Below are 22,122 nucleotides of genomic sequence, written 5' to 3'. Positions count from 1 at the left end.
CTCGCGGTTGGTCATGGCGCAGGGCTTGCTCGACCGGCAGGCCGCTGAGGGGAGCGCCGGTACGAAGGCAAGGCAATCATGTGCGGCATCGTAGGATTGTTCATCAAGGATCGGACGCTGGATCCCCAGCTCGGATCGCTCCTGTCCGGCATGCTGGAATCGATGTGCGAGCGGGGGCCCGACAGCGCCGGCTTCGCGCTCTACGGCACGCCGGAGGAGGGCCGGAGCAAGCTCACGGTGCAATCTCCGGAGCCGGACCGGGACTTCGCCGGGCTCGGCGAAGATCTCGGCCGCGAACTCGGCGTGACGGTCGAGGTCGAGATCCGGGCGACTCATGCCGTTCTGACGCTTCCGAGCGACAGCCTGGAGCGGTTGCGGACTCACCTGCGGGAGAGCCGTCCGAACCTCCGCCAGATGGGCTCCGGCGAGGCGATCGAGATCTACAAGGAGGTCGGCTACCCGACCGAAGTGGCGCGACGCTTCGATCTCGCCGGCATGCGGGGCACGCACGGGATCGGCCATACCCGCATGGCGACGGAATCGGCCGTGACCACGATGGGCGCGCATCCCTACTCGACCGGGCCCGACCAATGCCTCGTGCATAACGGCTCGCTCTCGAACCACAACAACGTCCGCCGCGAGCTCTCGCGGGACGGCATGCGGTTCGAGACCGAGAACGACACCGAGGTGGCGGCCGCCTACCTGACGTGGCGCATGAACCAGGGGCTGGATCTCGGGGCGGCGCTCAGGACCAGCCTCGACGATCTCGACGGCTTCTACACCTTCGTGGTCGGGACCAGGACCGGGTTCGGGGTGCTGCGCGACCCCGTCGCCTGCAAGCCCGCCATCCTGGCCGAGAGCGACCGCTACGTCGCGTTCGGATCGGAATACCGGGCGATCGCAGGCCTTCCGGGCATCGAGACGGCGCGGGTCTGGGAGCCCGAACCGGCGACCGTCTATTTCTGGGAGCGCTGAGGATGCCGGTGGTCGACCTCGCCGCGACATCGGTGCGCGAGCTGAATCAGGCCCTGCACGGCTTGCGGGCGGGCAGCAACGAGACGAGCTGGGAGGTCCTCAATCCCCGCGGCGCCCACGCCGTGGCGGTGGGCATCGACGCGCCTGTCACGGTCGAGGTGCGGGGCAGCGTCGGCTATTATTGCGGCGGCATGAACAAGGACGCCGCGATCGTCGTCCACGGGTCCGCGGGGCCGGGCGTCGCCGAGAACATGATGTCGGGCGAGATTCGGGTCAAAGGCGACGCCAGCCAATATGCCGGCGCGACCGCGAAGGGTGGGCTGCTGGTCGTCGAGGGCAACGCCTCCTCGCGCTGCGGCATCTCGATGAAGGGCGTCGACATCGTCGTGCGGGGCAATGTCGGGCACATGTCGGCCTTCATGGCCCAGGCCGGCAATCTCGTGGTCTGCGGCGATGCCGGCGACGCGCTCGGCGACTCGATCTACGAGGCGCGGCTGTTCGTGCGGGGCGAGGTCAGCAGCCTCGGCGCCGATTGCATCGAGAAGGAGATGCGGCCCGAACACCTCGCCATCGTGCAGGATCTCCTGGGTCGCGCCGGCATCGCCGACGTGAAGGCGGAGGAGTTCCGGCGCTACGGCTCGGCCCGCAAGCTCTACCATTTCAGCGTCGACCACGCCGACAGCTACGGCTGAGACTCCTGCTCCGATCGCGCCTGAGACCCCGCCGCTTCGCTCGCGCCCCTTCCGATTGAGGGATCATGTCCTACCAGACCTCGCCGACCCTGCCGCGCAAGTCCGCAACGTTCGACGATTACACCCTCTCGGAGATCCGCCGCGCCGCGACGACCGGCATCTACGATATCCGCGGCGGCGGCGCGAAGCGGCGGCTGCCGCATTTCGACGACCTCCTCTTCCTCGGCGCCTCGATCTCGCGCTATCCGCTCGAAGGCTACCGCGAGCGCTGCGGTACCGATGTCGTGCTCGGCGCCCGCCATGCGAAGACGCCGATCACGCTCAAGATCCCGATCACGATCGCGGGGATGAGCTTCGGCTCCCTGTCCGCCAACGCCAAGGACGCGATCGGCCGGGGCGCGACCGCTGCCGGCACCTCGACCACCACCGGGGACGGGGGCATGTCGGCCGAGGAGCGCGGCCAGTCCCAGACCCTCGTCTACCAGTATCTGCCGTCGCGCTACGGCATGAATCCGGACGATCTCCGCAAGGCGGATGCGATCGAGATCGTGGTCGGGCAGGGCGCGAAGCCGGGCGGCGGCGGGATGCTGCTCGGCCAGAAGATCACCGATCGCGTGGCCGCCATGCGGACCCTGCCGAAAGGGATCGATCAGCGTTCCGCCTGCCGCCATCCGGACTGGACCGGGCCGGACGATCTCGAGATCAAGATCCTGGAACTGCGCGAGATCACCGATTGGGAGAAGCCGATCTACGTGAAGATCGGCGGCGCCCGTCCCTATTACGACGTCGCCCTGGCCGTGAAGGCGGGCGCCGACGTCGTCGTCGTCGACGGCATGCAGGGCGGCACCGCCGCGACCCAGGAGGTGTTCATCGAGAATGTCGGGATGCCGACCCTCGCCTGCATCCGACCGGCCGTGCAGGCCCTGCAGGATCTCGGCCTGCACCGGAAGGTCCAGCTGATCGTGTCGGGCGGCATCCGGAACGGCGCGGACGTCGCGAAGGCGCTCGCGCTCGGCGCCGACGCGGTCTCGATCGGCACCGCAGCGCTCGTGGCGCTCGGCGACAACGATCCGGCCTACGAGGCGGAATACCGGGCGCTCGGCACCACGGCCGGCGCCTATGACGACTGGCACGAGGGCCGCGACCCGGCCGGGATCACGACCCAGGATCCCGAATTGATGGCGCGGCTCGACCCCGTGCTCGCGGGACGGCGGCTCGCCAACTACCTGAAGGTGATGGCGCTCGAGGTGCAGACCATCGCGCGCGCCTGCGGCAAGAACCACGTCCACAATCTCGAGCCCGAGGACCTCTGCGCGCTCACGGTCGAGGCGGCCGCGATGGCGCGGGTGCCGCTCGCCGGCACGAGCTGGATCCCCGGCCAGGGTCCGGTCTGACGTCGGTGTCCGACAACCTCGCCGCGATCGCGAAGGAGCGGGGCATCCGCTATTTCCTGATCTCCTTCACCGACCTGTTCGGCGCGCAGCGGGCGAAGCTCGTTCCGGCCCAGGCGATCGCGGACATGCAGCGGGACGGCGCCGGTTTCGCCGGTTTCGCGACCTGGCTCGACCTCTCGCCGGCCGATCCCGATCTCTTCGCCCTGCCGGACCCGGCCTCGCTGTTCCAGCTGCCCTGGAAGCCGGAGGTGGCCTGGGTGGCGGCCGATTGCGTGATGGAGGGTGCGCCGGTCGAGCAGGCGCCGCGCGTGGTCCTGAAGCGCCTCGTGGCAGAGGCGGCCCGGCTGGGACTCCGCGTGAAGACCGGCGTCGAGCCCGAATTCTTCCTCGTCGCTCCGGACGGAACGGCGATCTCGGACCCGGCCGACGATGCCGCCAAGCCCTGCTACGACCAGCAGGCCCTGATGCGGCGCTACGACGTCATCGCCGAGATCTGCGACGCCATGCTCGCACTGGGCTGGCGGCCGTACCAGAACGACCACGAGGACGCGAACGGCCAATTCGAGATGAACTGGAACTTCGACGACGCGCTGGTCACGGCGGACCGGCACGCCTTCTTCAAGTTCATGGTCAAGTCGGTGGCGGAGAAGCACGGGCTCCGGGCGACCTTCATGCCGAAACCCTTCCCCGGCCTGACCGGCTCGGGATGCCACGCGCACATCTCGGTCTGGGACGAGGCCGGCACGACCAACGCCTTCCTCGATCCCGCAGACGAACTGGGCCTCTCGCCGGACGGCTATCACTTCCTCGGCGGCATCATGGCCCACGCCGAGGCATTGGCCGCGATCACCAACCCGACAGTGAACAGCTACAAACGCATCAACGCCCCCCGGACGACTTCCGGTGCGACCTGGGCGCCGAATTCCGTGACCTGGACCGGCAACAACCGGACCCACATGGTGCGGGTACCGGGACGGGGCCGGTTCGAGCTCCGATTGCCGGACGGCGCCGTCAATCCCTACCTCCTCCAAGCCGTCATCATCGCGGCCGGGCTCGACGGCCTCCGGACGAAGGCGGACCCGGGCCCGCGGCACGACATCGACATGTACCGGCTCGGCCACACGGTAACCGACGCGCCGCGCCTGCCGCTGAACCTGCTCGACGCCCTGCGCGCCTTCGACCGCGACGACAGCCTTAAATCGGCCCTCGGCGACTCGTTCTCGTCGGCCTACGTCACGCTGAAGATGCAGGAATGGACCGACTACACATCGCATTTCACCGCCTGGGAACGCGCTAACACCCTGGATATTTGAAGGGCCATATCCTTGCAGTGACCGCTTCGCCGAATTCCCGAGGTGATCGAGGCCCGCTCGGATCGGCAGCCCTCGTGGCACCTCTGCTCTCGGCGGCGAGCTCAGGCAGACGCCGGCCTGCTGATTTGGTCGCGAGTTCCCCCAAGCGCGTTCGCACGCGTCCTCCTGTCGGAGGTCGACAAACGGGCGGAGCTGATGAAGTTGTCGGGCGACGGTCGACGAGGCATCGGCGGGGCGACCGCGCGCAGGAACGAGAGCACCCGTTCGAGCGCCTGGTGGATGGCGAGGTTGTCTTCGGCCCGCGTCCGCACGGTCAGGGTCCGGCCGCCCGGTCGTCCTTCCCCTGCTACGCCAAGGCTGCGATCCATCGCGGCCCCTACAAGAACGGGCCGGGCGAGATCAACGTGCCGGTGTGGCCGGCGGCTGCGTGATCCATCCGGGCGATCATCGTCGGCGACGGGGATGGCGTGGTGACGTTCCCGCCGGAGAAGGCGGCCTTGCTCGCGCCGTCGAGGCTCATCTGGCGCGCGAAGAGCTGATCCTGACATCCATCGCCGAAGGCACCTAGACGGGTGCATACGGCGCCACGGTCAAGTGACCATCCGCGGAGACCGGCCATGAGCCAGAGGGACGAATTCCACAATCTCGACGACCTGGACGACGGCTTGTTCCGTGGGCTCGGCCGGCCCGACGACCCGCATCTTCTCTGGCGAGCAGGCCATGCTGTCCGTCGTGACCATCGCGCCGAACGGCCAGGGCAGCCTGTACCACCATCCCGAGGAGCAACGGGGTGTTCTCCTGGAGGGGTCGGCCATCCGCGTCCAGGGCGACGAGGGGATCGCCGTAACGAAGGGCGATTTCCGGCGCACGCCTGGCGGCGTTCCGCACACGATCCGGGCTGGCCCGGAAGGGGTGCACGTGCTTGACATCTTCAGCCCGCCACGGCCCGAATGCCGGAAACCCGGCAAGGGTTTCGCAGCCGGCTGACATCCCGATTCCACCCGAACTACCGGGCCCGTTCCATGGGCCTGGGACCTGATGGAGAGACCCCATGCGTCATCTGATTTCGGCGGTGGCGATCGCCCTGTCGCTCGCGCTGCCGGCCCACGCGCAGGAGCTCACGGGCACGCTGAAGAAGATCAAGGATACCGGCACGATCACGCTCGGCGTTCGCGACACCTCGCTGCCCTTCAGCTATATCGATGACAAGCAGAAGACGATCGGCTACTCGCTCGATATCTGCGCCAAGATCATCGACGAGATCAAGACCGAGCTGAAGCTCGACAAGCTCGAGGTGAAGGAGAACGTCGTCACCTCGTCAAACCGGATTCCCTTGATGGCGAACGGGACCATCGACCTGGAATGCGGCACGACGACCAACAACGTCGACCGGCAGAAGCAGGTCGCCTTCACCAACACGCATTTCCTCACGGCCAGCAAATTCGCGTCCAAGAAACCGGCCAGGATGGACAAGATCGACGACCTGAAGGGCAAATCGGTCGTGTCCGTGTCCGGGTCGGTCAACCTGGTCCAGCTCAATCGCATGAACACGCAGCGCTCGCTCGGCATCAACGTGCTCACCGCGAAGGACGTGGCCGAGGCCTTCCTGGTGCTCGAGACGGACCGGGCCCAGGCCTTCGTGATGGACGACATCCAGCTCGCCACCACGATCGCGACCTCGAAGGAGCCGTCGAACTACGCGATCAGCTCGGATGCCTTCTCGGACCCCGAGCCCCTGGCCATCATGCTCCGGCGCGGCGACGCGCCCTTCAAGGCGGTGGTCGATCGCGCCACGGCCAAGCTGTTTCGGAGCCCCGAGATCGAGACGATCTACGACCGCTGGTTCATGAAGCCCGTGCCGCCGCGCGGCCTCGTCATCAACGTGCCGATGCCCGCCTCCATGAAGAAGAGCTTCGCGAACCCGTCGGACAGCCCCGATCCGGCCTCCTACGCGCAGTAGGCGTCCGTGCAGTATAACTGGGACTGGAGCATCTTCTGGCAGCAATCGGCCGACGGCACAGGCACCTACCTGGACATGCTGGTCAGGGGCTTCGTCGTCACGCTGTATACGGCTTTTCTGGCCTGGATCCTGGCGCTCGGCTTCGGCTCCCTGATCGGCGTGCTGCGCACGCTGCCGGGCCGGGTGCCGTCGGTGATCTCGGCCGCCTGGATCGGGTATTTCCGGAACATCCCGCTCCTGGTGCATCTGTTCCTGCTCTACTTCGTGCTGCCGGAAGTGCTGCCATTCGGCTGGGGCACGTGGCTGAAGCAACTCCCGGCCTCGGTCCTGGTCACCGCCGTCGTCGGCATCGGCCTGTTCATGTCCGCCCGGGTGGCGGTCCAGGTCGAGGCCGGCATCCGGTCCCTGCCGCCAGGTCAGCGCGCGGCCGGCACGGCGCTCGGCCTCACGACATGGCAGACCTATCGCTACGTGCTCCTGCCGGTCGCATACCGGATCATGCTGCCCGCGCTGACGAGCGACATGATCAACACGATCAAGAACACGTCCGTCGCCCTGACGATCGGCCTCGTCGAGCTGACAGCGGCCGCGCGCGCCATGCAGGAGATGTCGTACCAGATCTTCGAGGCCTTCACGGTCGCGACGATCGTCTACGTCACCCTCAACCTCGTCGCGACCGCATTCGCGGCGGCGCTCGAGCGGCGGCTGCTCCTGCCGGGACAGCGCTGACGTGGCGAGCTTCGACGTCGGGGTCGTCTGGCGCGCGCTGCCCTACGTGCTTCTCGACGGGCTCAGCTTCACGCTGACGCTGACGCTCCTGTCGGCCTTGGGCGGGATCGTGCTCGGGATCGTGGTCGCGCTCATGCGCATCTCGGGCAGCCGCGTGCTCTCGGCGCTCGCCGCCGGCTACGTGAACCTGATCCGATCGCTGCCGCTCGTCCTCGTGATCTTCTGGTTCTACTTCCTCGTCCCATACATAGCGCAGTGGATCACCCGCAGCCCGTCGCCGGTCCAGGTCGGCGCCTTCTCCTCGGCGCTGATCACCTTCACGGCCTTCGAGGCGGCCTATTTCGCCGAGATCGTCCGGTCGGGCATCAACAGCGTCGGCCCCGGCCAGATGGGCGCCGGCCTCGCGATCGGCCTGCGCCGGTGGCAGGTCCTGGCCTACGTTATCCTGCCCCAGGCGCTGCGCGCGGTCCTGCCCGTGATGCTGACCCAGACGATCATCCTGTTCCAGGACACCTCGCTCGTCTACGTGCTCGGCCTGACGGACCTCCTCGGCGCCGCGAGCAAGATCGCGCAGCGCGACGGGCGGCTGGTCGAGATGTATCTCACCGCCGCCGTCATCTACTTCGCGATTTCGCTCGGCGCCTCCTACCTCGTCAGGCGGCTGCGTTTCGCCGGCGCCTCCGCCGCGCATTGAGGCCGCCCATGACCGAACCCGTCATCGAGATGCGCGGCGTCTCCAAATGGTACGGCGCCTTCCGCGTGCTCGGCGATTGCAGCCTCTCGGTGCAAAGGGGCGAGGTGATCGTGGTCTGCGGCCCGTCCGGATCCGGAAAGTCCACCCTGATCAAGTGCGTGAACGCGCTCGAACCCATCCAGGAGGGCAGCATCAGGGTGGCCGGGCAGGAGGTAAACGACCCGGCCACGAACCTGCCGAAGCTCCGCGCCCGCGTCGGCATGGTGTTCCAGCATTTCGAGCTCTTCCCCCACATGTCCGTGATCGACAATCTCTGCCTCGGGCAGGTCAAGGTGCTCGGACGCTCGCGGGACGAAGCCCGCGCGAAGGGCGCGAGCCTGCTCGAGCGCGTCGGCCTCTCCGCGCAGGCCGCCAAGCATCCGGGACAGCTTTCGGGCGGCCAGCAGCAGCGGGTCGCCATCGCCCGCGCGCTCGCCATGGATCCGGTCGTGATGCTCTTCGACGAGCCGACCTCCGCGCTCGATCCCGAGATGGTCAGCGAGGTCCTGGACGTGATGGTCGAGCTGGCCGAGGGCGGCATGACCATGCTCGTCGTCACCCACGAGATGGGCTTCGCCCGGAAGGTGGCCCACCGGGTGATCTTCATGGACGAGGGCGAGATCGTGGAAAACACGACGAAGACGGCCTTCTTCGAGGGCGCGCAATCCCCCCGCGCGCAGCAATTCCTGTCGAAGATCCTGTCCCACTAGGTCTCGGGATCCATACGAGACGGAGTTTCCCGAGAACGAAGCAGGTGCTCAGGATACGACCGAGCGGTGCCATGAGCGCCGACCGGCGACCGGTGGCGATCGTCCGACGCTGTCGAGGGCCGAGGCAGCTTTCGTCGAACGTCTGCACGAAACCGACGAGGCCCTGCGAAGGCCTTCCGTAGCTCACGATCGCGACGTCGAGGGCATGGCCGGCGGTGAGCCGCAACATCCTCCGCGCCGCATCATCGCCCTCGAGCGCCACGGCCCGTACGCTCCTTGCACAGCTCGTTCGGAAATCGGCCGAGAGTTCATGTTATCATGTTCTCAAGACAAGCGAGGGGAGGGCGGTGTGGCTGGCGTATTGACGGGACCGACTCCGCTCTACTTCCAGGTCCAGGAACAGGTTCGGAAGCGGATCGCGTCGGGGGAATTCGGTCCGGGGGCGTTGCTGCCCACGGAGACGCAGCTCTGCGACCAGTTCGGCGTGAGCCGGATCACGGTCAAGAAGGCTCTGGACGGCCTCATGGCCGATCGCCTGATCCGTCGTCGCCGAGGCGTCGGGACGTTCGTGGCGGACCATCCCGAGCCCGCCAAATCCGTCCACCTGACCGGCTGGATCGACGAGATGCTCGATCCCGTCAGGGAACCGTCCTACCGGCTTCTCGGCGCCGGGATCGAGCCGACGCCCATGGATGTGCGCGACGCCCTCCCGGCGGGGAATCAGGCCTTCTGCCTGGAATGGCTCTACCTGTCCGACGGAACCGTCTTCTCCTTCTCGAAGATCTACATGGCGCCCGAACTCGGTCTCGCCATACGGGACGAACTCGCGGAGCACGAACAGCCCTCGATTCGGATCATCGAGCGATTGCTCGGGGCGCGCCTGGAGAGGGCCGAACAGACGCTCGTTCCGGTTCTCCCTTCCCGGCAGGTCGCGTCGCATCTCGGCGTCCCGGAGGGACGACCGGTGCTCGAAGTCCTGCGCACCTATTTCGTGACGGGCAACGGCCCGGTCTCCGTGCTCAAGGCCTGGTACCACCCGGATCGGGTTCGCTACGCGATCGAACTCTTTCCACGGCCGCCGGAGACCGACACCTGACGCGGTCTTTCACCGGCCCCCGTTGGCCGTGAGCGTCGTGCCGGTCACGTAGCTGGCCTCGTCGGAGGCGAGGAACAGGGCAGCATTCGCGATCTCGCGCGGTTCGCCGAGCCGCCGCAGCGGCGTGATCCGCTGCGGGCTTTCGGGGATGGTCTCGTCGAGACGCGCGAAATAGGCCGCGTTGCGCGTCGTCCGAATGGCGCCCGCCGCGACGGCGTTGATGCAGACGCCATGCTCGCCCAGCTCATAGGCCATGTCGCGCACGAAGCCGTGCAGCCCGGCCTTGGCAGTCGAATAGGCCGCGGCGCCGGCATAGAGCGCGAGCCAGGGAGCACCCTCCCGCGCACCGGAGGACGTGCAGACGATGCGGCCATAACGCTGGGCAATCATGTGGGGCGCGGCGGCGCGCGTGCACAGGAAGGTCGCCCGCAGGTTCAGCGTCAGGATGCGGTCCCATTCCTCGGGCGCCATGTCCCAGATGCGCCCGCCCGTATTGCCGCCGACATTGTTGACCAGCACGTCGATGCGCCCGAACCCCTCCAATGCAGACGTGACCGCAGCGTTGGCAGCTTCCTCCCGGGTCATGTCGCCGACGGATTCGCGGATCTCGGCGCCCTCCGTCCTGAGGTGGTCTGCTACGTCGCGCAGCGCCTCCGCCTGGAGATCGGCGAGGACGAGGCGCGCGCCTTCTTCGGCGAACCGGAGCGCGATCGCCTCGCCGATGCCGTTCGCCGCGCCGGTCACCAGGGCGACCTTGCCGTCCAGTCGGCGCATCGGCGCCGCGAAGCTCACGCGCCGCCCCCGTTGATGTCGATCGTCTGGCCGGTGACGTAGGAGGATTCCGGCGCTGCCAGATAAGCCGCGAGCCCCGCGATGTCGCCGCCGTCGCCCGGGCGCCCGACCGGGATCTTGGCGATGTGCTGGCGCTGCCACTCTTCCGGCTGAGCCCGGAAGATCCGGGTGATCCGGGCCTCGGGATCAGGCAGGACGAGGCCCGGCGCGATGGCGTTGCAGGTGATCCCGTAGGGCCCAAGCTCACGTGAGAACTGGATCGTCATCGACACCATCGCGCCCTTCGCGACGACGTAGCCGAGGTGGCTCTTCATGGTCGGGAAGTCGATCGGTACGCCGCGCCTCGACCGGGACGACATGTTGATGATTCGCCCCCAGCCTGCCGCCTTCATGGCCGGCAGGAGCGTCCGGGAGAAGCGCAGGATCGAGGTCAGGTTCAGGTCGAGCACGCCCGCCCAGATCTCGTCGGTCGTCTCCTCGATCGTCGGGGCCAGCACCGAGCCCGAGCCGCCGGCATTGTTGACCAGGATGTCGACCCGGCCGAACTCCGCGAGGGCCGCATCGCAGGCGGCCGAGACCTCGTCCGGCTTCGTGACATCGCAGGTGAGCGGCAGGATGCGGCCCGGTCCAAGTGTGGCCAGGAGCGCTTCGGAGGGAGACGCGCGGTCGACCAAGACCACGTTGGCGCCCTCCTCCCGAAACCGGCGCACGATCGCGGCCCCTATCCCGTTCGCCCCGCCCGTCACGAGGCCCGTCTTGCCTGCGAGGCGCATGAATTCGATCCTGGTTGCCCGAGTGAGAGTGTGCTGCCGCTATGGCTCCACGCGCTGGATGTTCCAGGCGAGCGGGAGGCCGATATCGATCACGCCGCGGAGGTTCGAGCGGTAGACGCCGGGAGCGGCAACCTGCCCCATCAAGACGATGTTGACGTTGTCATGCAGCAGGACCTGCAGCTTGATTGCCAGCTCCTTGCGCTGCCCCTCATCCCGCTCGGCAAGATATTGCGCCATGACGGGAACCTGACGCTCGTCGCACCACCAACCGGGGTAGCCCTCGGCGCAGTTATACGCGAGCGCGGGGTTGATCAGCGGGTCCATCATGTCGAAGCCGGTCCAGACGATCGGCGTAACGCTCCAGCCGCCCTCGCCGGTCGGCACCTTCTTGGTGCGCAACTGGGCCACCGTGCTCCAGTCCGTCGTCCGCTCGTCGACGTTCAGGCCGAGCTGCTTCATATGCTCGATCGCGACGACGGTGATCGGATCGATGAGGACCGAATCCGACGAGTGCAGGACGACGACAGGCTCGTTCTTGTAGCCTGAGGCCTTCACGAGTTCCCTCGCCCTTGCCATGTCGGGCTTCTTGAAGCGCTCGGTGCCGGCATCGGTCTCGTATCGAGAGCCGCACATGTAGACGGACAGACAATCCGGATAGACCATCTCCGGCGCGTAGCCCAAGCTGTCGATCACCTCCTTCGGGTTGATCGCCACCTGGAGCGCTTGCCGAAGCTTGACGTTGTTGAACGGCGGCTGAAGATGGTTCAACGTCAGCAACGCCAGGATCGCGCCGCCGCCGCGGCCGCTCATGATGACGATGCGTTTGTCGTTCTTCAGCGGTGCGATGTAGTCGGGCGGAATACGCTCCATGTAGTCGATGTCACCCTTCACCAGGGCGTTCATCCGGGTCGTCAGGTCCGGCATGGACAGGAACTCGACCCTGTCGAAATGAACGACCTTGCCGCCGGAGAGGCCGTCGGCCGGTTCCGGCCGGGGCTTGTAGGTCATGTTCTTGCGGAACACGACGCGGTCGCCGGGCCGCCATTCCGCGCGGTTGAACGTGAACGGTCCCGATCCGACGATCTCGGTGATGATCGACGTCGACGGGGTCGCGGCGATGCGGGCCGGCATCATGAAGGGCACGAGCGCGGCCGTCTTGCCCAAGAGCTCGATCACGTGGCCGAACGGCCGGGCGAGGTGCAGGATGAACGTGCTGTCGTCGACGACCTGGAAGTCTCTGGTCGCGGCGACAAGCTGGCGTCCAACCCCGTCGCGCGAGCCCCACCGCTTGAGTGAGGCGATGCAGTCTTCGGACCTGACCGGCGCTCCGTCGCTCCAGACGAGACCCGGGCGGAGCTTGAACGTGTAGGTCAGCTGGTCGTCGCTGGCGTGCCAGGATTCCAGCATCTGCGGGTGCAGGTTGCCCTTGCTGTCGGCCGCGATCAGCGTGTCCCAGATCATGTAGCCGAAAGCCCGGGTAATCACGGACGGAGTTACGATCGGGTCAAGCACCTGAAGCTCAGTGTTGGCGACCATCCTTAGGACGGAGCCCTGTTGAGCCTGGGCGGACGCGTCCGGAACCGCCGCCAACCATCCTAAAAGCAGTGATGCGAACGCCGTTGCGCCGAGTCTCATCGAGCTTGCCTCATCGGTAGAAATCGGAGAGGATCGAAGTCTCATTATGACAACATGTCAACCTGGTCTGGATGGCATCAAAGCATGGCCGGGGATGGACCGTCTCACGAGGGGCACGAAGCATGAAGCCATTTCCCTTCATTACGGTCCGGGGTGAGCCTCTTGAGCGTGGGCGGCAGTACGGCGAGCAGGCGCGCGAGCGGATTTGCAAGGGGATCGGTCACTACAAGGCGCAGGTCGCCCGATATGCGCTGTCGTCCGACGACATCGCCAGCCTGACCCGCGACTATCTCCCGATCGTTGAGCGCTTCGAACCGGCCTTCGTCGAGGAGATGCGGGGCATCGCGGAGGGGTCGGGCACGACCTTCGAGGACATCCTGCTCCTGAACGCCCGAACCGAAATCCTAAAGCTTGCCGAGAAACCAGCGTTGCGGGAGTCGCTCACAGCCTCCCGCCAAGTTCCCGACGGCTGCACGGCCGTGATCGTCATGCCCGAGGCTACGGCGACCGGCAGGCTCATCCATGCCCAGAACTGGGACTGGAAGGCGGAATGCGCTGAGACCGGCGTTGTCCTTAAGGTCGAGCGGGAGGACGGCCCCGACCTTCTGACCTTCACGGAAGCCGGCGCGCTCGCGCGGACCGGCCTGAACGCGTCCGGGATGGCGATCACTGGAAACTACCTCGAATCCGACCGCGACTACCGCGAGGTCGGCGTTCCGCTCGCACTCATCCGGCGCAAAGCGCTCGAGAGCGACAATCTCGCCCTTGCAATGAGAACGATCTACGCGACGCGCAAGTCGGCCTCCAACAACATGATCGTCAGCCATGCCGGCGGGATCGCCATCAACTTCGAATGCGCGCCGGACGAGACCTTCCAGGTCCATCCTGAGAACGGCCTCCTCGTCCATGCCAATCACTGGGTGAGCCAGGCCGCGCTTGCCAAGCTCGTGGATCGCGGGGTCGCCAACATGCCGTCGACGCTCTTTCGAGACCTGCGGGCGCGCGATCTGCTTCGCCCGAAAGTCGGCCGGATCACGCCCGCGGATGTCCGTACTGCTCTGCTTGACGACTTCCAGACGCCATATTCGCTTTGCCAGCCCGAACGGCCCAACACGGCCGGCATCATCACCGCGACGGTCGCGATGATCATCATGGAGCCCGAACTCGGGACGATGCAGATCACGCCCCTGCCATCGCGCGGAACGGCGCCGTCGTACTACTCGCTTCGGGCGAACGAGATCAGGCTCGCAAGCTGATGGCCGGGCAGCATCCCGCGGTCACCAGCGATCGGCGAACTTTCGAGGGCGGCCGGTGGCGTCAGGGAAAGGCCGTGTGGCCGAACGGCGCCCGCTGCGTGGTCGCCATCACGGTCGATTTCGACGGCCGCTCCAACGAGGCCGGCAAGGGACTCGCGCCGCTCGGCATACACGCCGCCGGCCGCTACTCCGCCCGACGCGGCGTCCACCGTCACCTCCGCCTGCTTGAGCGTCAGGGCATACCCGCGACCTTCTTCGTGCCCGGCTACGACGCCCGCACCGCGCCCGAGGTGGTCCGCGACATCGTCCAGGCAGGCCATGAGATCGGCGCACACGGTTACAAGCACGAGGGGATGCTGCTGCCGAGCGACGAAGAGGAGCGCAGGCTGATCCTCTCGCACCAGATTCTCGGCGACCTCGTCGGAAGCGCACCGGTCGGGTGGCGTTCACCTTCGGGACAGAAGACCAGCACGACGCTGCGCGTGCTGCGCTCGCTCGGATACCTCTACGATTCGAGCGACAAGGATTTCGACATGCCCTACCTCCTGAATTTTTCAGATGGGCGTGATCCGATGGTCGAGATCCCGAACAACACGCTCAGCCTCAACGACACGCCCTGGTACAACGTGTCTATGACGCCTTCCTCTGAGGTCGAGGCGCAGTGGAAGGCCGAGTTCGACGAGATCCATGCCAACCGCGGCTTCTTTCTACTCACCTATCATCCCCGAGCGGGGTTCGGTTCCGGTACGCCCGCTCGGGCCGCGGCAATCTCAGGGCTGATCGACCACATCAAGCTGCACCGAGACGTCGCTTTCGTCACGCTCGCCCAGCTTTGCGACTGGGTCCGCGGCCGGCCCGAGGAGTATGAAGAGGTGACGGTCTGATGCCCGCCCTCCCACTCTCGTGTGTCCTGACGGTCAACGTTGAGGTCGAATCGCACGATGCCCTCGTCGCTGGCGGGGCTGGGCTATTCGGCCGATACTCCTACGGGCGCTACGGGGCCCGCGAGGGCGTGTGGCGATTGCTCGACACGTTCGCGGCCCTGCAGGTGCCGGCGACGTTCTTCGTCGACGCGGACGATGCCTTAAGTCACCCGCATATCATCGAGGCGATCCTTGCCGGTTCGCACGAGGTCGCCCAGCTCGGCCCGCCCGACCTCGAAGCGGAAACCGACCGGTCGCGGCTCCGGGATCGTCTAGCAACAAGCCGCGATGCGTTGGCCCGGATCGCAGGGCGTCCCGTAGCGGGATGGCGGGCCCCAGCAGGGATAATGACCGAACCGACTTTGCCGATCCTGGCCGAACTCGGGTTCCTGTACGACAGCAGCTTCCAGGACGACGATGCGCCTTATCTGTTCGGCGAGGAGGACGGTCCGACCCTGATGGAAGTGCCGACCTTCAAGTACCTGTCGGACATGGCTTTCTACACCGCCCGCCGTAACGACGAGACGGTCCGGACGGCGTGGGGAGAGGAGTTCGCCGCGATCTACGCAGAGGGGACCGGCTACGCGGCCCTGACCGTCAACGCGCGCGGGGACTTCGGCTCCGGACGCGCGCTCCGAACGCGTCTCGTCGGCGAATGGATCGGACGAGCGAAGCAGTATGCTGGCGTGACGATCACGCGCTGCGATCATCTCGCAGAGCAACGGCGGGCCTCCCTCCGGGCAGAGCCGTTTCCGAGGCTCGAGAGCTTCGCGCAGGACGCGGCCTAGCGCCCACGCCAGAAAAGGGCACCGAATTGACCGAAGCCGCTTTCGTGATCTCGTCCGATCTCAACCCGATGGCCGGAGCGGCGTTCAACGACCCTTACCCGGTCTACACGGAACTCCGCGCGATGGGCCCCGTGATTTGGCTGAACTCGCTCGGCGTCTGGGGCGTGTTCCGGGAACCCGTGGTGCGGCAGGTCGTGTCCGATTGGCAGAATTTCGGCAGCCGCGGCGGCGGTGGAGTTTCGAACTATCTCCGCGAGCCCCCTTGGCGTGAACCGAGCGTCGTCTTCGAGGTGGACCCCCCGGACCACACCCGCACGCGGGCGGTCTTCGCCCGGGTGCTGTCGCCGGGAGTGCTGGCGAAGCTGAAGGCCGGGATCGAGGCCGAGGCTGAACGGCTCGTCCGGGAGGTCGTGGACCAGGGCCGGTTCGACGCCGTGACCGACCTCGCCAAGCCCTTTCCGATGAAGGTCCTGCCCGACGCTCTCGGGCTGTCGCCGGAGAACCGCGAGAACCTCATCGTCTACAACGCCTTCGTCCGGAAGGGTCGAGCCCATCGCTGGCGCGAGACCTGGACGGAAGCGGACGAGGCGGAAGGCAACCGCATCCAGGCCTGGGTGGAGCAGAATTGCCGCCGCGAGGCCCTCTCGCCGGACGGGTTCGGCGCCCGCATGTATGCCGCCGCCGATGCCGGCGAGGTCACGCATGAGGAGGCCGCGAACCTGATCAGGTCCTTCCTGGCCGCCGGCATCGAGACGACGATGAACGGCATCGCTCACACGATCAACCTTCTGATCCAGCATCCCGACCAGTGGGCCATCGTCCGGGAGGACCCGACCAAGGTCCGGGCCGCCTTCGACGAGATGCTGCGCTACGATTCCGCCATCCAGATCATCGCCCGCAACACCGTTCGGGACGTGGTGTTCGAGGGCACACCCATGGCCGCGCAGGATAAGGTCATCGCCTTCATCGGCTCCGCCAACCGCGACCCGTCGCGCTGGCCCGATCCCGACCGTTTCGACATCACGCGGTCCACGACCGGGCACCTTGCGCTCGGGACCGGCATCCACGGCTGCGTTGGCCAGATGATGGCCCGGATGGAGGCGACAGCATTGCTCGGGGCCCTAGCACGGGCCGTCGAGACGATCGAGGCGGCCGGGCCGCCGGTCTGGCGCATGTCGGGCGCCCGAGGGCTTGAACGCCTTCCCGTTACGGTCAAGCCGCGTCGGCCAGGATCGGTGGCTGCATGAACCCTGCCCTGTTCTTGCCCGCCAGGATTGGGCCTATCGAGGTCAAGAACCGCATCGCGGTCTCCCCGATGGTTCAGTATTCCGGGATCGGGGGTGTCGTGCAGCCCTGGCACCTTCAGCATCTCGCCAGTATGGCGGTCTCGGGACCGGGTCTTATCCTCATCGAGTCCACGGCCGTCGAGCCGAATGGCGCCGGCTCCGCGTCGGCCCTGGCCCTCACGTCGGACGCGCAGGAAGATGGGCTTCGCCGGCTGATCGAGTACGTCCGGTCGCTCGCCGATGTGCGGCTCGGCATCCAGCTCGGCCATTCTGGGCGCAAGGCTGAGGCGCGGACGTCATCCGTCCCCCGCGAGCCCGCCGGCCTCCTCGAAGAGGCAGAGCGGCCCGTCTACGCTCCGTCAGCCTTACCCTATGGGGCCGGCTGGGCGGTTCCGGTCGCGCTCGACGAACAAGGCCTCGACCGGATCCGACGGGCTTTCGTGCAAGCAACGCGGCGCGCGGCCCAGCTCGATCTCAACCTGATCGAGGTGCATGGCGCGCACGGCTACCTTCTGCACTCCTTCCTGTCTCCGATCTCAAACCGGCGAGAGGACGATTATGGCGGCTCTGCCACGAACCGCATCCGCTTCGTGGCCGAAATCATGGCAGCGATCCGGGACGCTTGGCCGGCCGACCGCGCTCTCGGCATTCGGCTAAATTCCCGTGACTGGCAGGATGGCGGGATCACGGTCGAGGACACGGTCGAGATCGCCCGGGCGCTGAAGGCCGCGGGAGCGGACTATGTTTGCATCTCGGCCGGCGCGATCTCCGACGAGGCCAGGATCGCGCCAAGTCCCGGCTATCTCGCGCCCGATTCAGGCCGGGTTCGGCAGGAGGCAGGCATCGCAACCCTCGTGACTGGGATGATTATCGATCCGGAGGTCGCGAACGACATCGTGGAGAAGGGACAGGCAGACATGGTCGCGATCGGGCGAGCCTTCCTGGACGACCCACGATGGGTCTGGCACGCCGCCGAGCGACTAGGGGTCGAGTTCGTCTATCCGAAGCAGTACGAGCGATCAAACCCCAAGACGTGGCCGGGCAGACGACTGCTCTGTTCTTCATGACGCCAGGGCATTGATCGACGCTCCGGCCTACCCGCAAGGCGGAGCGCGGTTTTGGGAGGTTCAGTCCCCTCCGGCGCGGCCGACGCCCGCACCACCCCCGAGGCGAGAGTCATCGGTCTGTCAGCCAGTGCCGGCGACGCCGTCCGAACCACCTCGCGAAGCCGCCAACCCTGTGCCGGGTAGCCAGGTCGGAGTCCCTTGGACGGACGACGATGCAGCCCGTCGACCCGAGCCTCACGTCGTCATACCGACCTCGGCCGGGCCTGGGCGGAGACGCTACCGGAACTTCTTCGAGCAGTTCGACGCGGCCGGGCGCCCGATCCCAATATGTCGGCTCCAACCCGGTCCAGCATCGCCACCTTATCTCGGCTTCACCGGCCTCTCGTAGCAGGTGGTCTTTTTAGTCTAGCAGAAGGAAGCCTGTCCGCGCGAGACGCGGCTCAAACCGAATGGCGGATCGAATTTCTTGCTGACACGAGCAGCGGTTGGGGAGCGGGGGGCGGGGTGCACGCTGACGAGCGAGGTTATTGTCCGGCGGGGATGCGGGCGATGACCTTGATCTCGAATTCGTATCCCCCGAGCCAGTTGACGCCAATGGCGGTCCAGTTCGGATAGGGCGCTTCCGGGAAGAGCTCGGCCTTGATGGCCATGACCGTCCCGAACTGGTTCTCGGGATCGGTATTGAAGGTCGTCACGTCGACGATGTCGTCGAAACCGCAGCCGCCCGCCTTCAGGGTCGCCTCGAGATTGGCGAAGGCCAGACGGGCCTGAGCCTCGAAGTCAGGCTCAGGGGTTCCGTCACTTCGGCTGCCTACCTGGCCGGAGACGAACAGGAGATCGCCGGACCGAATTGCGGCGGAATAGGTCTGCGAAGTGTAAAGGTCATGGCGACCAGCAGGGAAGACGGCGTCACGTTTGGCCATGGGAGGCGCTCCTGTTGGAGTGATGAGAAGCATGCATGCGCGCCTGCGGCGGCGTCACTGGGACTCGAACATGGTGTTGTCGTTCTCTGGCTCGGCGACTACGCGCTGGAGGACGTCCCAGTGCTCGACGATCTTGCCGGCCTCGAACCGGAAGATGTCCATCCCGGCCCAGTCGCTGTCGCCGGGCCATTCCTGATGGGTATGCAGGACGACATAATCATCTTCTCCAAGAGCGCGGACGATATGGACGCGCTTGCCCGGAAACTGCTCGGCCATCCTCTCGAAATAGGCCACGAAGCCCTCCTTGCCGTCCGGGACACTCGGGTTGTGCTGAACATATCCGTCGCCGACGTAGCGATTGATGGCCATGCGCGGATCGTCTTGATTGAACAATAGGTCGTAGAAGGCCTGGGCCGTCTGCTTGTTTGCCTCGACACTCATGACATTTCTCCAGTGGGTGACGGAAAACGCATAAGTGATGGACGAGAGCGTGAGTGTCAGGGCCGCCTGATCACACGGCTGCGGAGCCGAGCCAGTCGACCAGCTTCCCGACATCCCCCGCCCGGGCCGGATGTCGTGGGTGGACGACCCAGTAGGGATGGGCGTCGAGCACCGGCCCGAAGGGTTGAACCAGTGCGCCGCTCGCCAGGTCGTCGGCGGCCAGCACGACCGACAGGAGCGCTATCCCCTGACCCGCAATCGCGGCCTGGATGACGTGCCCTTCGTCACTGAATCGAATGCCCGCGCCGCCATCGACGTTGGTGATCCCGGCCTGCCGCAGCCAGGCCGGCCACGTCGGCGTCTCGTCCGTCAGGTGGGGCCACTCGAAGTGCAGCAGCGGGTAGCTTGCCAAATCTCTCTCGGATCGAACCGCGAGGCGAGGACTGCAAGCGGGTGCGACCCGGTCGACCACCAGCCTGTGAACGTCGAGGTCAGGGTAGGGACCGGGCCCGTATCGGACGGCGACGTCCACCCCGTCGCGCGCGAAATCCACCAGGCTGTCGGACGCGTGCAGACGCAGGTCGCGACCGGGATGCGCGGCGCGGAAGTCGGCAAGCCGCGGCACGAGCCACTTCGCCACGAAAGCGGTCGGCGCCGAGAGCGTGAGAAGGCCGGCCGAGGGCCGGCCGCGGATCCGGTCGATGGCGTCGGCGAAGGCGTCGAAGCCGTCGCGAAGCACGGGCAGCAGCACGGCCCCCTCGGCGGTGAGCCGGACCCGGCGCGTCTCGCGGTGGAAGAGGCGAAGCCCCAAGGTTTGTTCGAGGAGCCGGATCTGATGGCTGATGGCGGTCGCCGTGACACCCAGCTCATCTGCAGCACCGCGGAAACTCAGGCGGCGCGCGGCCGCCTCGAAGGCCCGCAGCGCCGCGAGCGGGGGAAGCGATCTCCGCATCGTCATGGCTGAATGTAGCTCATCCGTCCCGTGAGGAGAACGATTTTGTCATCCGCCACCCCGGCTGACACAAGGGCGCCTGCCAAGGACAGGAGGCCCGCTTGAAAGCGATGGTGTTGACGAGGTTTGGCGGGCCCGACAGCTTCGCGCTTCGGGACCTTCCCGACCCCCGACCGGGACCTCGGGAGGTCCGCGTGGCGGTGCATGCGACGTCGATCAACCCGCTCGACTGCCAGATCCGCCGCGGTGACTACGCCGACCAGTTCGAACTGCCGGCCATCATCGGGCACGACGTCTCCGGGGTCATCGACCAGATCGGATCCGACGTGACGGAGTTCAGCGTTGGGGATGAGGTCTATTACACGCCGCGGATCTTCGGCGGGCCGGGATCGTACGCGGAATACCACGTGGCGGCCGCCGACATCGTGGCGCGGAAGCCGGTCAACATCAGCCATGCCGAGGCCGCGAGCGTCAGCCTCGTTGGTGTGACCGTCTGGGAAGGGCTGGTCGAGCGTGCCCGATTGCAGGTGACCGAGACGGTCCTGATCCATGGCGGCGCCGGCGGCGTCGGGGTCATCGCCGTGCAGGTCGCCAAGGCCATCGGCGCGCAGGTCCTGGCGACGGCGCGAGGCAGCGACGCGGCGCTCGTCGAACAGCTGGGCGCCTCGGCCGTCATCGATTTCGAGCGCGAGGACTACGTGGACGCGGTCATGCGCCTCACCGCAGGCAAGGGCGTCGACGTCGTACTGGATACGATCGGGCGCGACACGCTCTCGCGGTCCCCACGCATCCTGCGCGAGGATGGGCGCGTGGTCACCCTGGTCGACACCGCGACGCCCCAGAACCTCATCGACGCCTGGGGCCGGAACGCGACCTACCACTTCGTCTTCTCTCGCCAGAACAGCAGCAAGCTCGACGCCCTCACGCGCCTCCTCGAGCGAGGCCTGGTGGTGCCGCAAGTCGCCTTGGAGTTTCCCCTCGACGACGTCGCACGCGCTCACGCGCGCTCGGAGGAGGGCCAGATCAAGGGCAAGATCGTACTTCGGGTCAGATCGTGACGCCGCCGGATCTCTGCGCCGCAGACGAGCAGGAACAAACTTTGAAACAACTCCTGCCCGTATCGAAGGTCGTAATGGGTCGGGAGCGGGGGACAAACCGGGGCGAGTTTGAATGTCCGCTTATGGGCAGCGCTCGACTGTCAGCTCTTGGGGCATACCGGCACGGTTTCGTCATCTGTTACAACGTGCCGCTCGACTGGTTCGCGGGTATCCTGGCGATGACCTTGATCTCGAAATCGAAGCCGGCAAGCCACGTAACGCCGACCGCCGTCCAGTTCGGATAGGGTGGTGCACCGATCTCCGCCATACGCACGGTCATGACCGTCTCGAACTGTGACTGTGGGTCGGTGTGGAAGGTGGTGACATCCACGACATCGTCGAAGGTGCATCCGGCCGCGGCCAGCACCCCTCGAAGGTTCGTGAAGGCAAGGCGGACCTGAGCTTCGAACACCGGCTCCGGCGTGCCGTCGTCACGACTGCCGACCTGACCGGAGACGAAGAGGAGGTCTCCACTGCGGATCGCGGCGGAGTAGCGATGCGCCTCGTAGAGCGCGTGGTGGCCCTCGGGCAGGATGGCTTCGCGCTTGTTGTGCATGTTCGTACCTCGATGGAGAACCAGCCTGGGC

At 66.6% G+C, this 22,122-nt stretch carries 23 protein-coding genes and 1 pseudogene; 17 read left to right on the top strand and 7 right to left on the bottom strand.

Annotated elements, in window-relative coordinates; genetic code table 11:
* Nucleotides 1-78 precede the first annotated feature (78 nt).
* From ACFE87_RS14055 to ACFE87_RS14005, 11 genes and pseudogenes are all read left to right on the top strand, one after another.
* Nucleotides 79-975, top strand: coding sequence for a glutamine amidotransferase family protein (locus ACFE87_RS14055; protein WP_375460269.1), 897 nt, complete (start codon nucleotides 79-81; stop codon nucleotides 973-975).
* 2 nt (nucleotides 976-977) lie between these two features.
* On the top strand, nucleotides 978-1,667 hold the full coding sequence (locus tag ACFE87_RS14050; RefSeq protein WP_375460268.1) for a protein GlxC: 690 nt from the start codon (nucleotides 978-980) through the stop codon (nucleotides 1,665-1,667).
* Nucleotides 1,668-1,732: 65 nt separating this feature from the next.
* Nucleotides 1,733-3,061 (top strand): FMN-binding glutamate synthase family protein, encoded by a 1,329-nt coding sequence (locus ACFE87_RS14045; protein WP_375460267.1) that lies wholly within the window; start codon nucleotides 1,733-1,735, stop codon nucleotides 3,059-3,061.
* Nucleotides 3,062-3,066: 5 nt separating this feature from the next.
* Nucleotides 3,067-4,374, top strand: coding sequence for a type III glutamate--ammonia ligase (glnT, locus tag ACFE87_RS14040; protein WP_375460266.1), 1,308 nt, complete (start codon nucleotides 3,067-3,069; stop codon nucleotides 4,372-4,374).
* 326 nt (nucleotides 4,375-4,700) lie between these two features.
* A pseudogene (locus tag ACFE87_RS14035) lies at nucleotides 4,701-4,942 on the top strand (RraA family protein); the annotation flags it as partial.
* Nucleotides 4,943-5,094: 152 nt separating this feature from the next.
* Complete coding sequence (locus tag ACFE87_RS14030) at nucleotides 5,095-5,361, top strand: cupin domain-containing protein (protein WP_375460265.1); 267 nt, start codon at nucleotides 5,095-5,097, stop codon at nucleotides 5,359-5,361.
* A gap of 64 nt (nucleotides 5,362-5,425) precedes the next feature.
* Nucleotides 5,426-6,334, top strand: coding sequence for an amino acid ABC transporter substrate-binding protein (locus ACFE87_RS14025; protein WP_375460264.1), 909 nt, complete (start codon nucleotides 5,426-5,428; stop codon nucleotides 6,332-6,334).
* A 6-nt stretch (nucleotides 6,335-6,340) separates the two neighbouring features.
* Entirely contained in the window at nucleotides 6,341-7,063 is a 723-nt protein-coding gene (locus ACFE87_RS14020; protein WP_375460263.1) for an amino acid ABC transporter permease, read from the top strand.
* A 1-nt stretch (nucleotide 7,064) separates the two neighbouring features.
* Nucleotides 7,065-7,757, top strand: a complete 693-nt coding sequence (locus ACFE87_RS14015; RefSeq protein WP_375460262.1) for an amino acid ABC transporter permease — start codon at nucleotides 7,065-7,067, stop codon at nucleotides 7,755-7,757.
* Between the two features lie 8 nt (nucleotides 7,758-7,765).
* Nucleotides 7,766-8,506, top strand: coding sequence for an amino acid ABC transporter ATP-binding protein (locus ACFE87_RS14010; RefSeq protein WP_375460261.1), 741 nt, complete (start codon nucleotides 7,766-7,768; stop codon nucleotides 8,504-8,506).
* Nucleotides 8,507-8,855: 349 nt separating this feature from the next.
* Entirely contained in the window at nucleotides 8,856-9,602 is a 747-nt protein-coding gene (locus ACFE87_RS14005) for a GntR family transcriptional regulator (RefSeq protein ID WP_375460260.1), read from the top strand.
* A gap of 9 nt (nucleotides 9,603-9,611) precedes the next feature.
* On the opposite strand, the gene ACFE87_RS14000 is transcribed toward ACFE87_RS14005, so the two are convergent.
* From ACFE87_RS14000 to ACFE87_RS13990, 3 genes are read right to left on the bottom strand one after another with little or no spacing between them, the layout of a single operon-like run.
* Entirely contained in the window at nucleotides 9,612-10,394 is a 783-nt protein-coding gene (locus tag ACFE87_RS14000; protein ID WP_375460259.1) for an SDR family NAD(P)-dependent oxidoreductase, read from the bottom strand.
* Nucleotides 10,391-11,167, bottom strand: a complete 777-nt coding sequence (locus tag ACFE87_RS13995) for an SDR family NAD(P)-dependent oxidoreductase (RefSeq protein WP_375460258.1) — start codon at nucleotides 11,165-11,167, stop codon at nucleotides 10,391-10,393. The genes ACFE87_RS14000 and ACFE87_RS13995 overlap by 4 nt, the downstream gene beginning before the upstream one ends.
* A 39-nt stretch (nucleotides 11,168-11,206) precedes the next feature.
* Nucleotides 11,207-12,679, bottom strand: coding sequence for an ABC transporter substrate-binding protein (locus ACFE87_RS13990; protein ID WP_375460257.1), 1,473 nt, complete (start codon nucleotides 12,677-12,679; stop codon nucleotides 11,207-11,209).
* A 245-nt stretch (nucleotides 12,680-12,924) separates the two neighbouring features.
* Here ACFE87_RS13990 and ACFE87_RS13985 point away from each other — a divergent pair, with 245 nt between their 5' ends.
* From ACFE87_RS13985 to ACFE87_RS13965, 5 genes are all read left to right on the top strand, one after another.
* Nucleotides 12,925-14,058, top strand: coding sequence for a C45 family autoproteolytic acyltransferase/hydolase (locus ACFE87_RS13985; protein ID WP_375460256.1), 1,134 nt, complete (start codon nucleotides 12,925-12,927; stop codon nucleotides 14,056-14,058).
* Nucleotides 14,059-14,132: 74 nt separating this feature from the next.
* Nucleotides 14,133-14,942, top strand: coding sequence for a polysaccharide deacetylase family protein (locus tag ACFE87_RS13980; RefSeq protein WP_375460255.1), 810 nt, complete (start codon nucleotides 14,133-14,135; stop codon nucleotides 14,940-14,942).
* Nucleotides 14,942-15,769, top strand: coding sequence for a polysaccharide deacetylase family protein (locus tag ACFE87_RS13975; protein ID WP_375460254.1), 828 nt, complete (start codon nucleotides 14,942-14,944; stop codon nucleotides 15,767-15,769). Before ACFE87_RS13980 ends, ACFE87_RS13975 begins: the two co-directional genes overlap by 1 nt.
* Nucleotides 15,770-15,795: 26 nt before the next feature.
* Nucleotides 15,796-17,016, top strand: coding sequence for a cytochrome P450 (locus ACFE87_RS13970; RefSeq protein ID WP_375460253.1), 1,221 nt, complete (start codon nucleotides 15,796-15,798; stop codon nucleotides 17,014-17,016).
* Entirely contained in the window at nucleotides 17,013-18,122 is a 1,110-nt protein-coding gene (locus ACFE87_RS13965; RefSeq protein WP_375460252.1) for an oxidoreductase, read from the top strand. The genes ACFE87_RS13970 and ACFE87_RS13965 overlap by 4 nt, the downstream gene beginning before the upstream one ends.
* A gap of 524 nt (nucleotides 18,123-18,646) precedes the next feature.
* Here ACFE87_RS13965 and ACFE87_RS13960 read toward each other — a convergent pair.
* The 3 genes from ACFE87_RS13960 to gcvA all read right to left on the bottom strand — a co-directional run bounded on the left by ACFE87_RS13960 (nucleotide 18,647) and on the right by gcvA (nucleotide 20,444).
* Nucleotides 18,647-19,045: a RidA family protein gene (locus tag ACFE87_RS13960; protein WP_375460251.1), complete on the bottom strand. Its 399-nt coding sequence runs from the start codon at nucleotides 19,043-19,045 to the stop codon at nucleotides 18,647-18,649.
* Nucleotides 19,046-19,099: 54 nt separating this feature from the next.
* Nucleotides 19,100-19,486 carry a nuclear transport factor 2 family protein gene (locus ACFE87_RS13955; RefSeq protein ID WP_375460250.1) on the bottom strand — a complete coding sequence of 129 codons (387 nt, stop codon included), beginning with the start codon at nucleotides 19,484-19,486 and terminating at the stop codon, nucleotides 19,100-19,102.
* Nucleotides 19,487-19,556: 70 nt separating this feature from the next.
* Nucleotides 19,557-20,444, bottom strand: coding sequence for a transcriptional regulator GcvA (gene gcvA / locus ACFE87_RS13950; protein ID WP_375460249.1), 888 nt, complete (start codon nucleotides 20,442-20,444; stop codon nucleotides 19,557-19,559).
* 95 nt (nucleotides 20,445-20,539) lie between these two features.
* On the opposite strand from gcvA, the gene ACFE87_RS13945 reads away from it, so the two are divergent.
* Nucleotides 20,540-21,496 (top strand): zinc-dependent alcohol dehydrogenase family protein, encoded by a 957-nt coding sequence (locus tag ACFE87_RS13945; protein WP_375460248.1) that lies wholly within the window; start codon nucleotides 20,540-20,542, stop codon nucleotides 21,494-21,496.
* 178 nt (nucleotides 21,497-21,674) lie between these two features.
* Here ACFE87_RS13945 and ACFE87_RS13940 read toward each other — a convergent pair whose 3' ends face one another.
* A complete protein-coding gene (locus tag ACFE87_RS13940; protein ID WP_375460247.1) occupies nucleotides 21,675-22,091 on the bottom strand; it encodes a RidA family protein in 417 nt (138 codons plus the stop codon).
* Nucleotides 22,092-22,122: the final 31 nt, after the last annotated feature.

The sequence above is a fragment of the uncultured Enterovirga sp. genome (genome assembly GCF_964242715.1).
Lineage (GTDB): Bacteria > Pseudomonadota > Alphaproteobacteria > Rhizobiales > Beijerinckiaceae > Enterovirga.
Note: the sequence above shows the minus strand (reverse complement) of the source record. Positions and strands in the feature narration are given on the sequence as shown.

Coding starts and splice junctions, on each gene's coding strand:
- ACFE87_RS14045 (WP_375460267.1), top strand. CDS start 1,733: ATGTCCTACCAGACCTCGCCGACCCTGCCGCGCAAGTCCGCAACGTTC.
- ACFE87_RS13940 (WP_375460247.1), bottom strand. CDS start 22,091: ATGCACAACAAGCGCGAAGCCATCCTGCCCGAGGGCCACCACGCGCTC.
- ACFE87_RS13955 (WP_375460250.1), bottom strand. CDS start 19,486: ATGAGTGTCGAGGCAAACAAGCAGACGGCCCAGGCCTTCTACGACCTA.
- ACFE87_RS14025 (WP_375460264.1), top strand. CDS start 5,426: ATGCGTCATCTGATTTCGGCGGTGGCGATCGCCCTGTCGCTCGCGCTG.
- ACFE87_RS13985 (WP_375460256.1), top strand. CDS start 12,925: ATGAAGCCATTTCCCTTCATTACGGTCCGGGGTGAGCCTCTTGAGCGT.
- ACFE87_RS13995 (WP_375460258.1), bottom strand. CDS start 11,167: ATGCGCCTCGCAGGCAAGACGGGCCTCGTGACGGGCGGGGCGAACGGG.
- ACFE87_RS14010 (WP_375460261.1), top strand. CDS start 7,766: ATGACCGAACCCGTCATCGAGATGCGCGGCGTCTCCAAATGGTACGGC.
- ACFE87_RS13965 (WP_375460252.1), top strand. CDS start 17,013: ATGAACCCTGCCCTGTTCTTGCCCGCCAGGATTGGGCCTATCGAGGTC.
- gcvA (WP_375460249.1), bottom strand. CDS start 20,444: ATGACGATGCGGAGATCGCTTCCCCCGCTCGCGGCGCTGCGGGCCTTC.
- ACFE87_RS14030 (WP_375460265.1), top strand. CDS start 5,095: ATGCTGTCCGTCGTGACCATCGCGCCGAACGGCCAGGGCAGCCTGTAC.
- ACFE87_RS13975 (WP_375460254.1), top strand. CDS start 14,942: ATGCCCGCCCTCCCACTCTCGTGTGTCCTGACGGTCAACGTTGAGGTC.
- ACFE87_RS14050 (WP_375460268.1), top strand. CDS start 978: ATGCCGGTGGTCGACCTCGCCGCGACATCGGTGCGCGAGCTGAATCAG.
- ACFE87_RS13960 (WP_375460251.1), bottom strand. CDS start 19,045: ATGGCCAAACGTGACGCCGTCTTCCCTGCTGGTCGCCATGACCTTTAC.
- ACFE87_RS14055 (WP_375460269.1), top strand. CDS start 79: ATGTGCGGCATCGTAGGATTGTTCATCAAGGATCGGACGCTGGATCCC.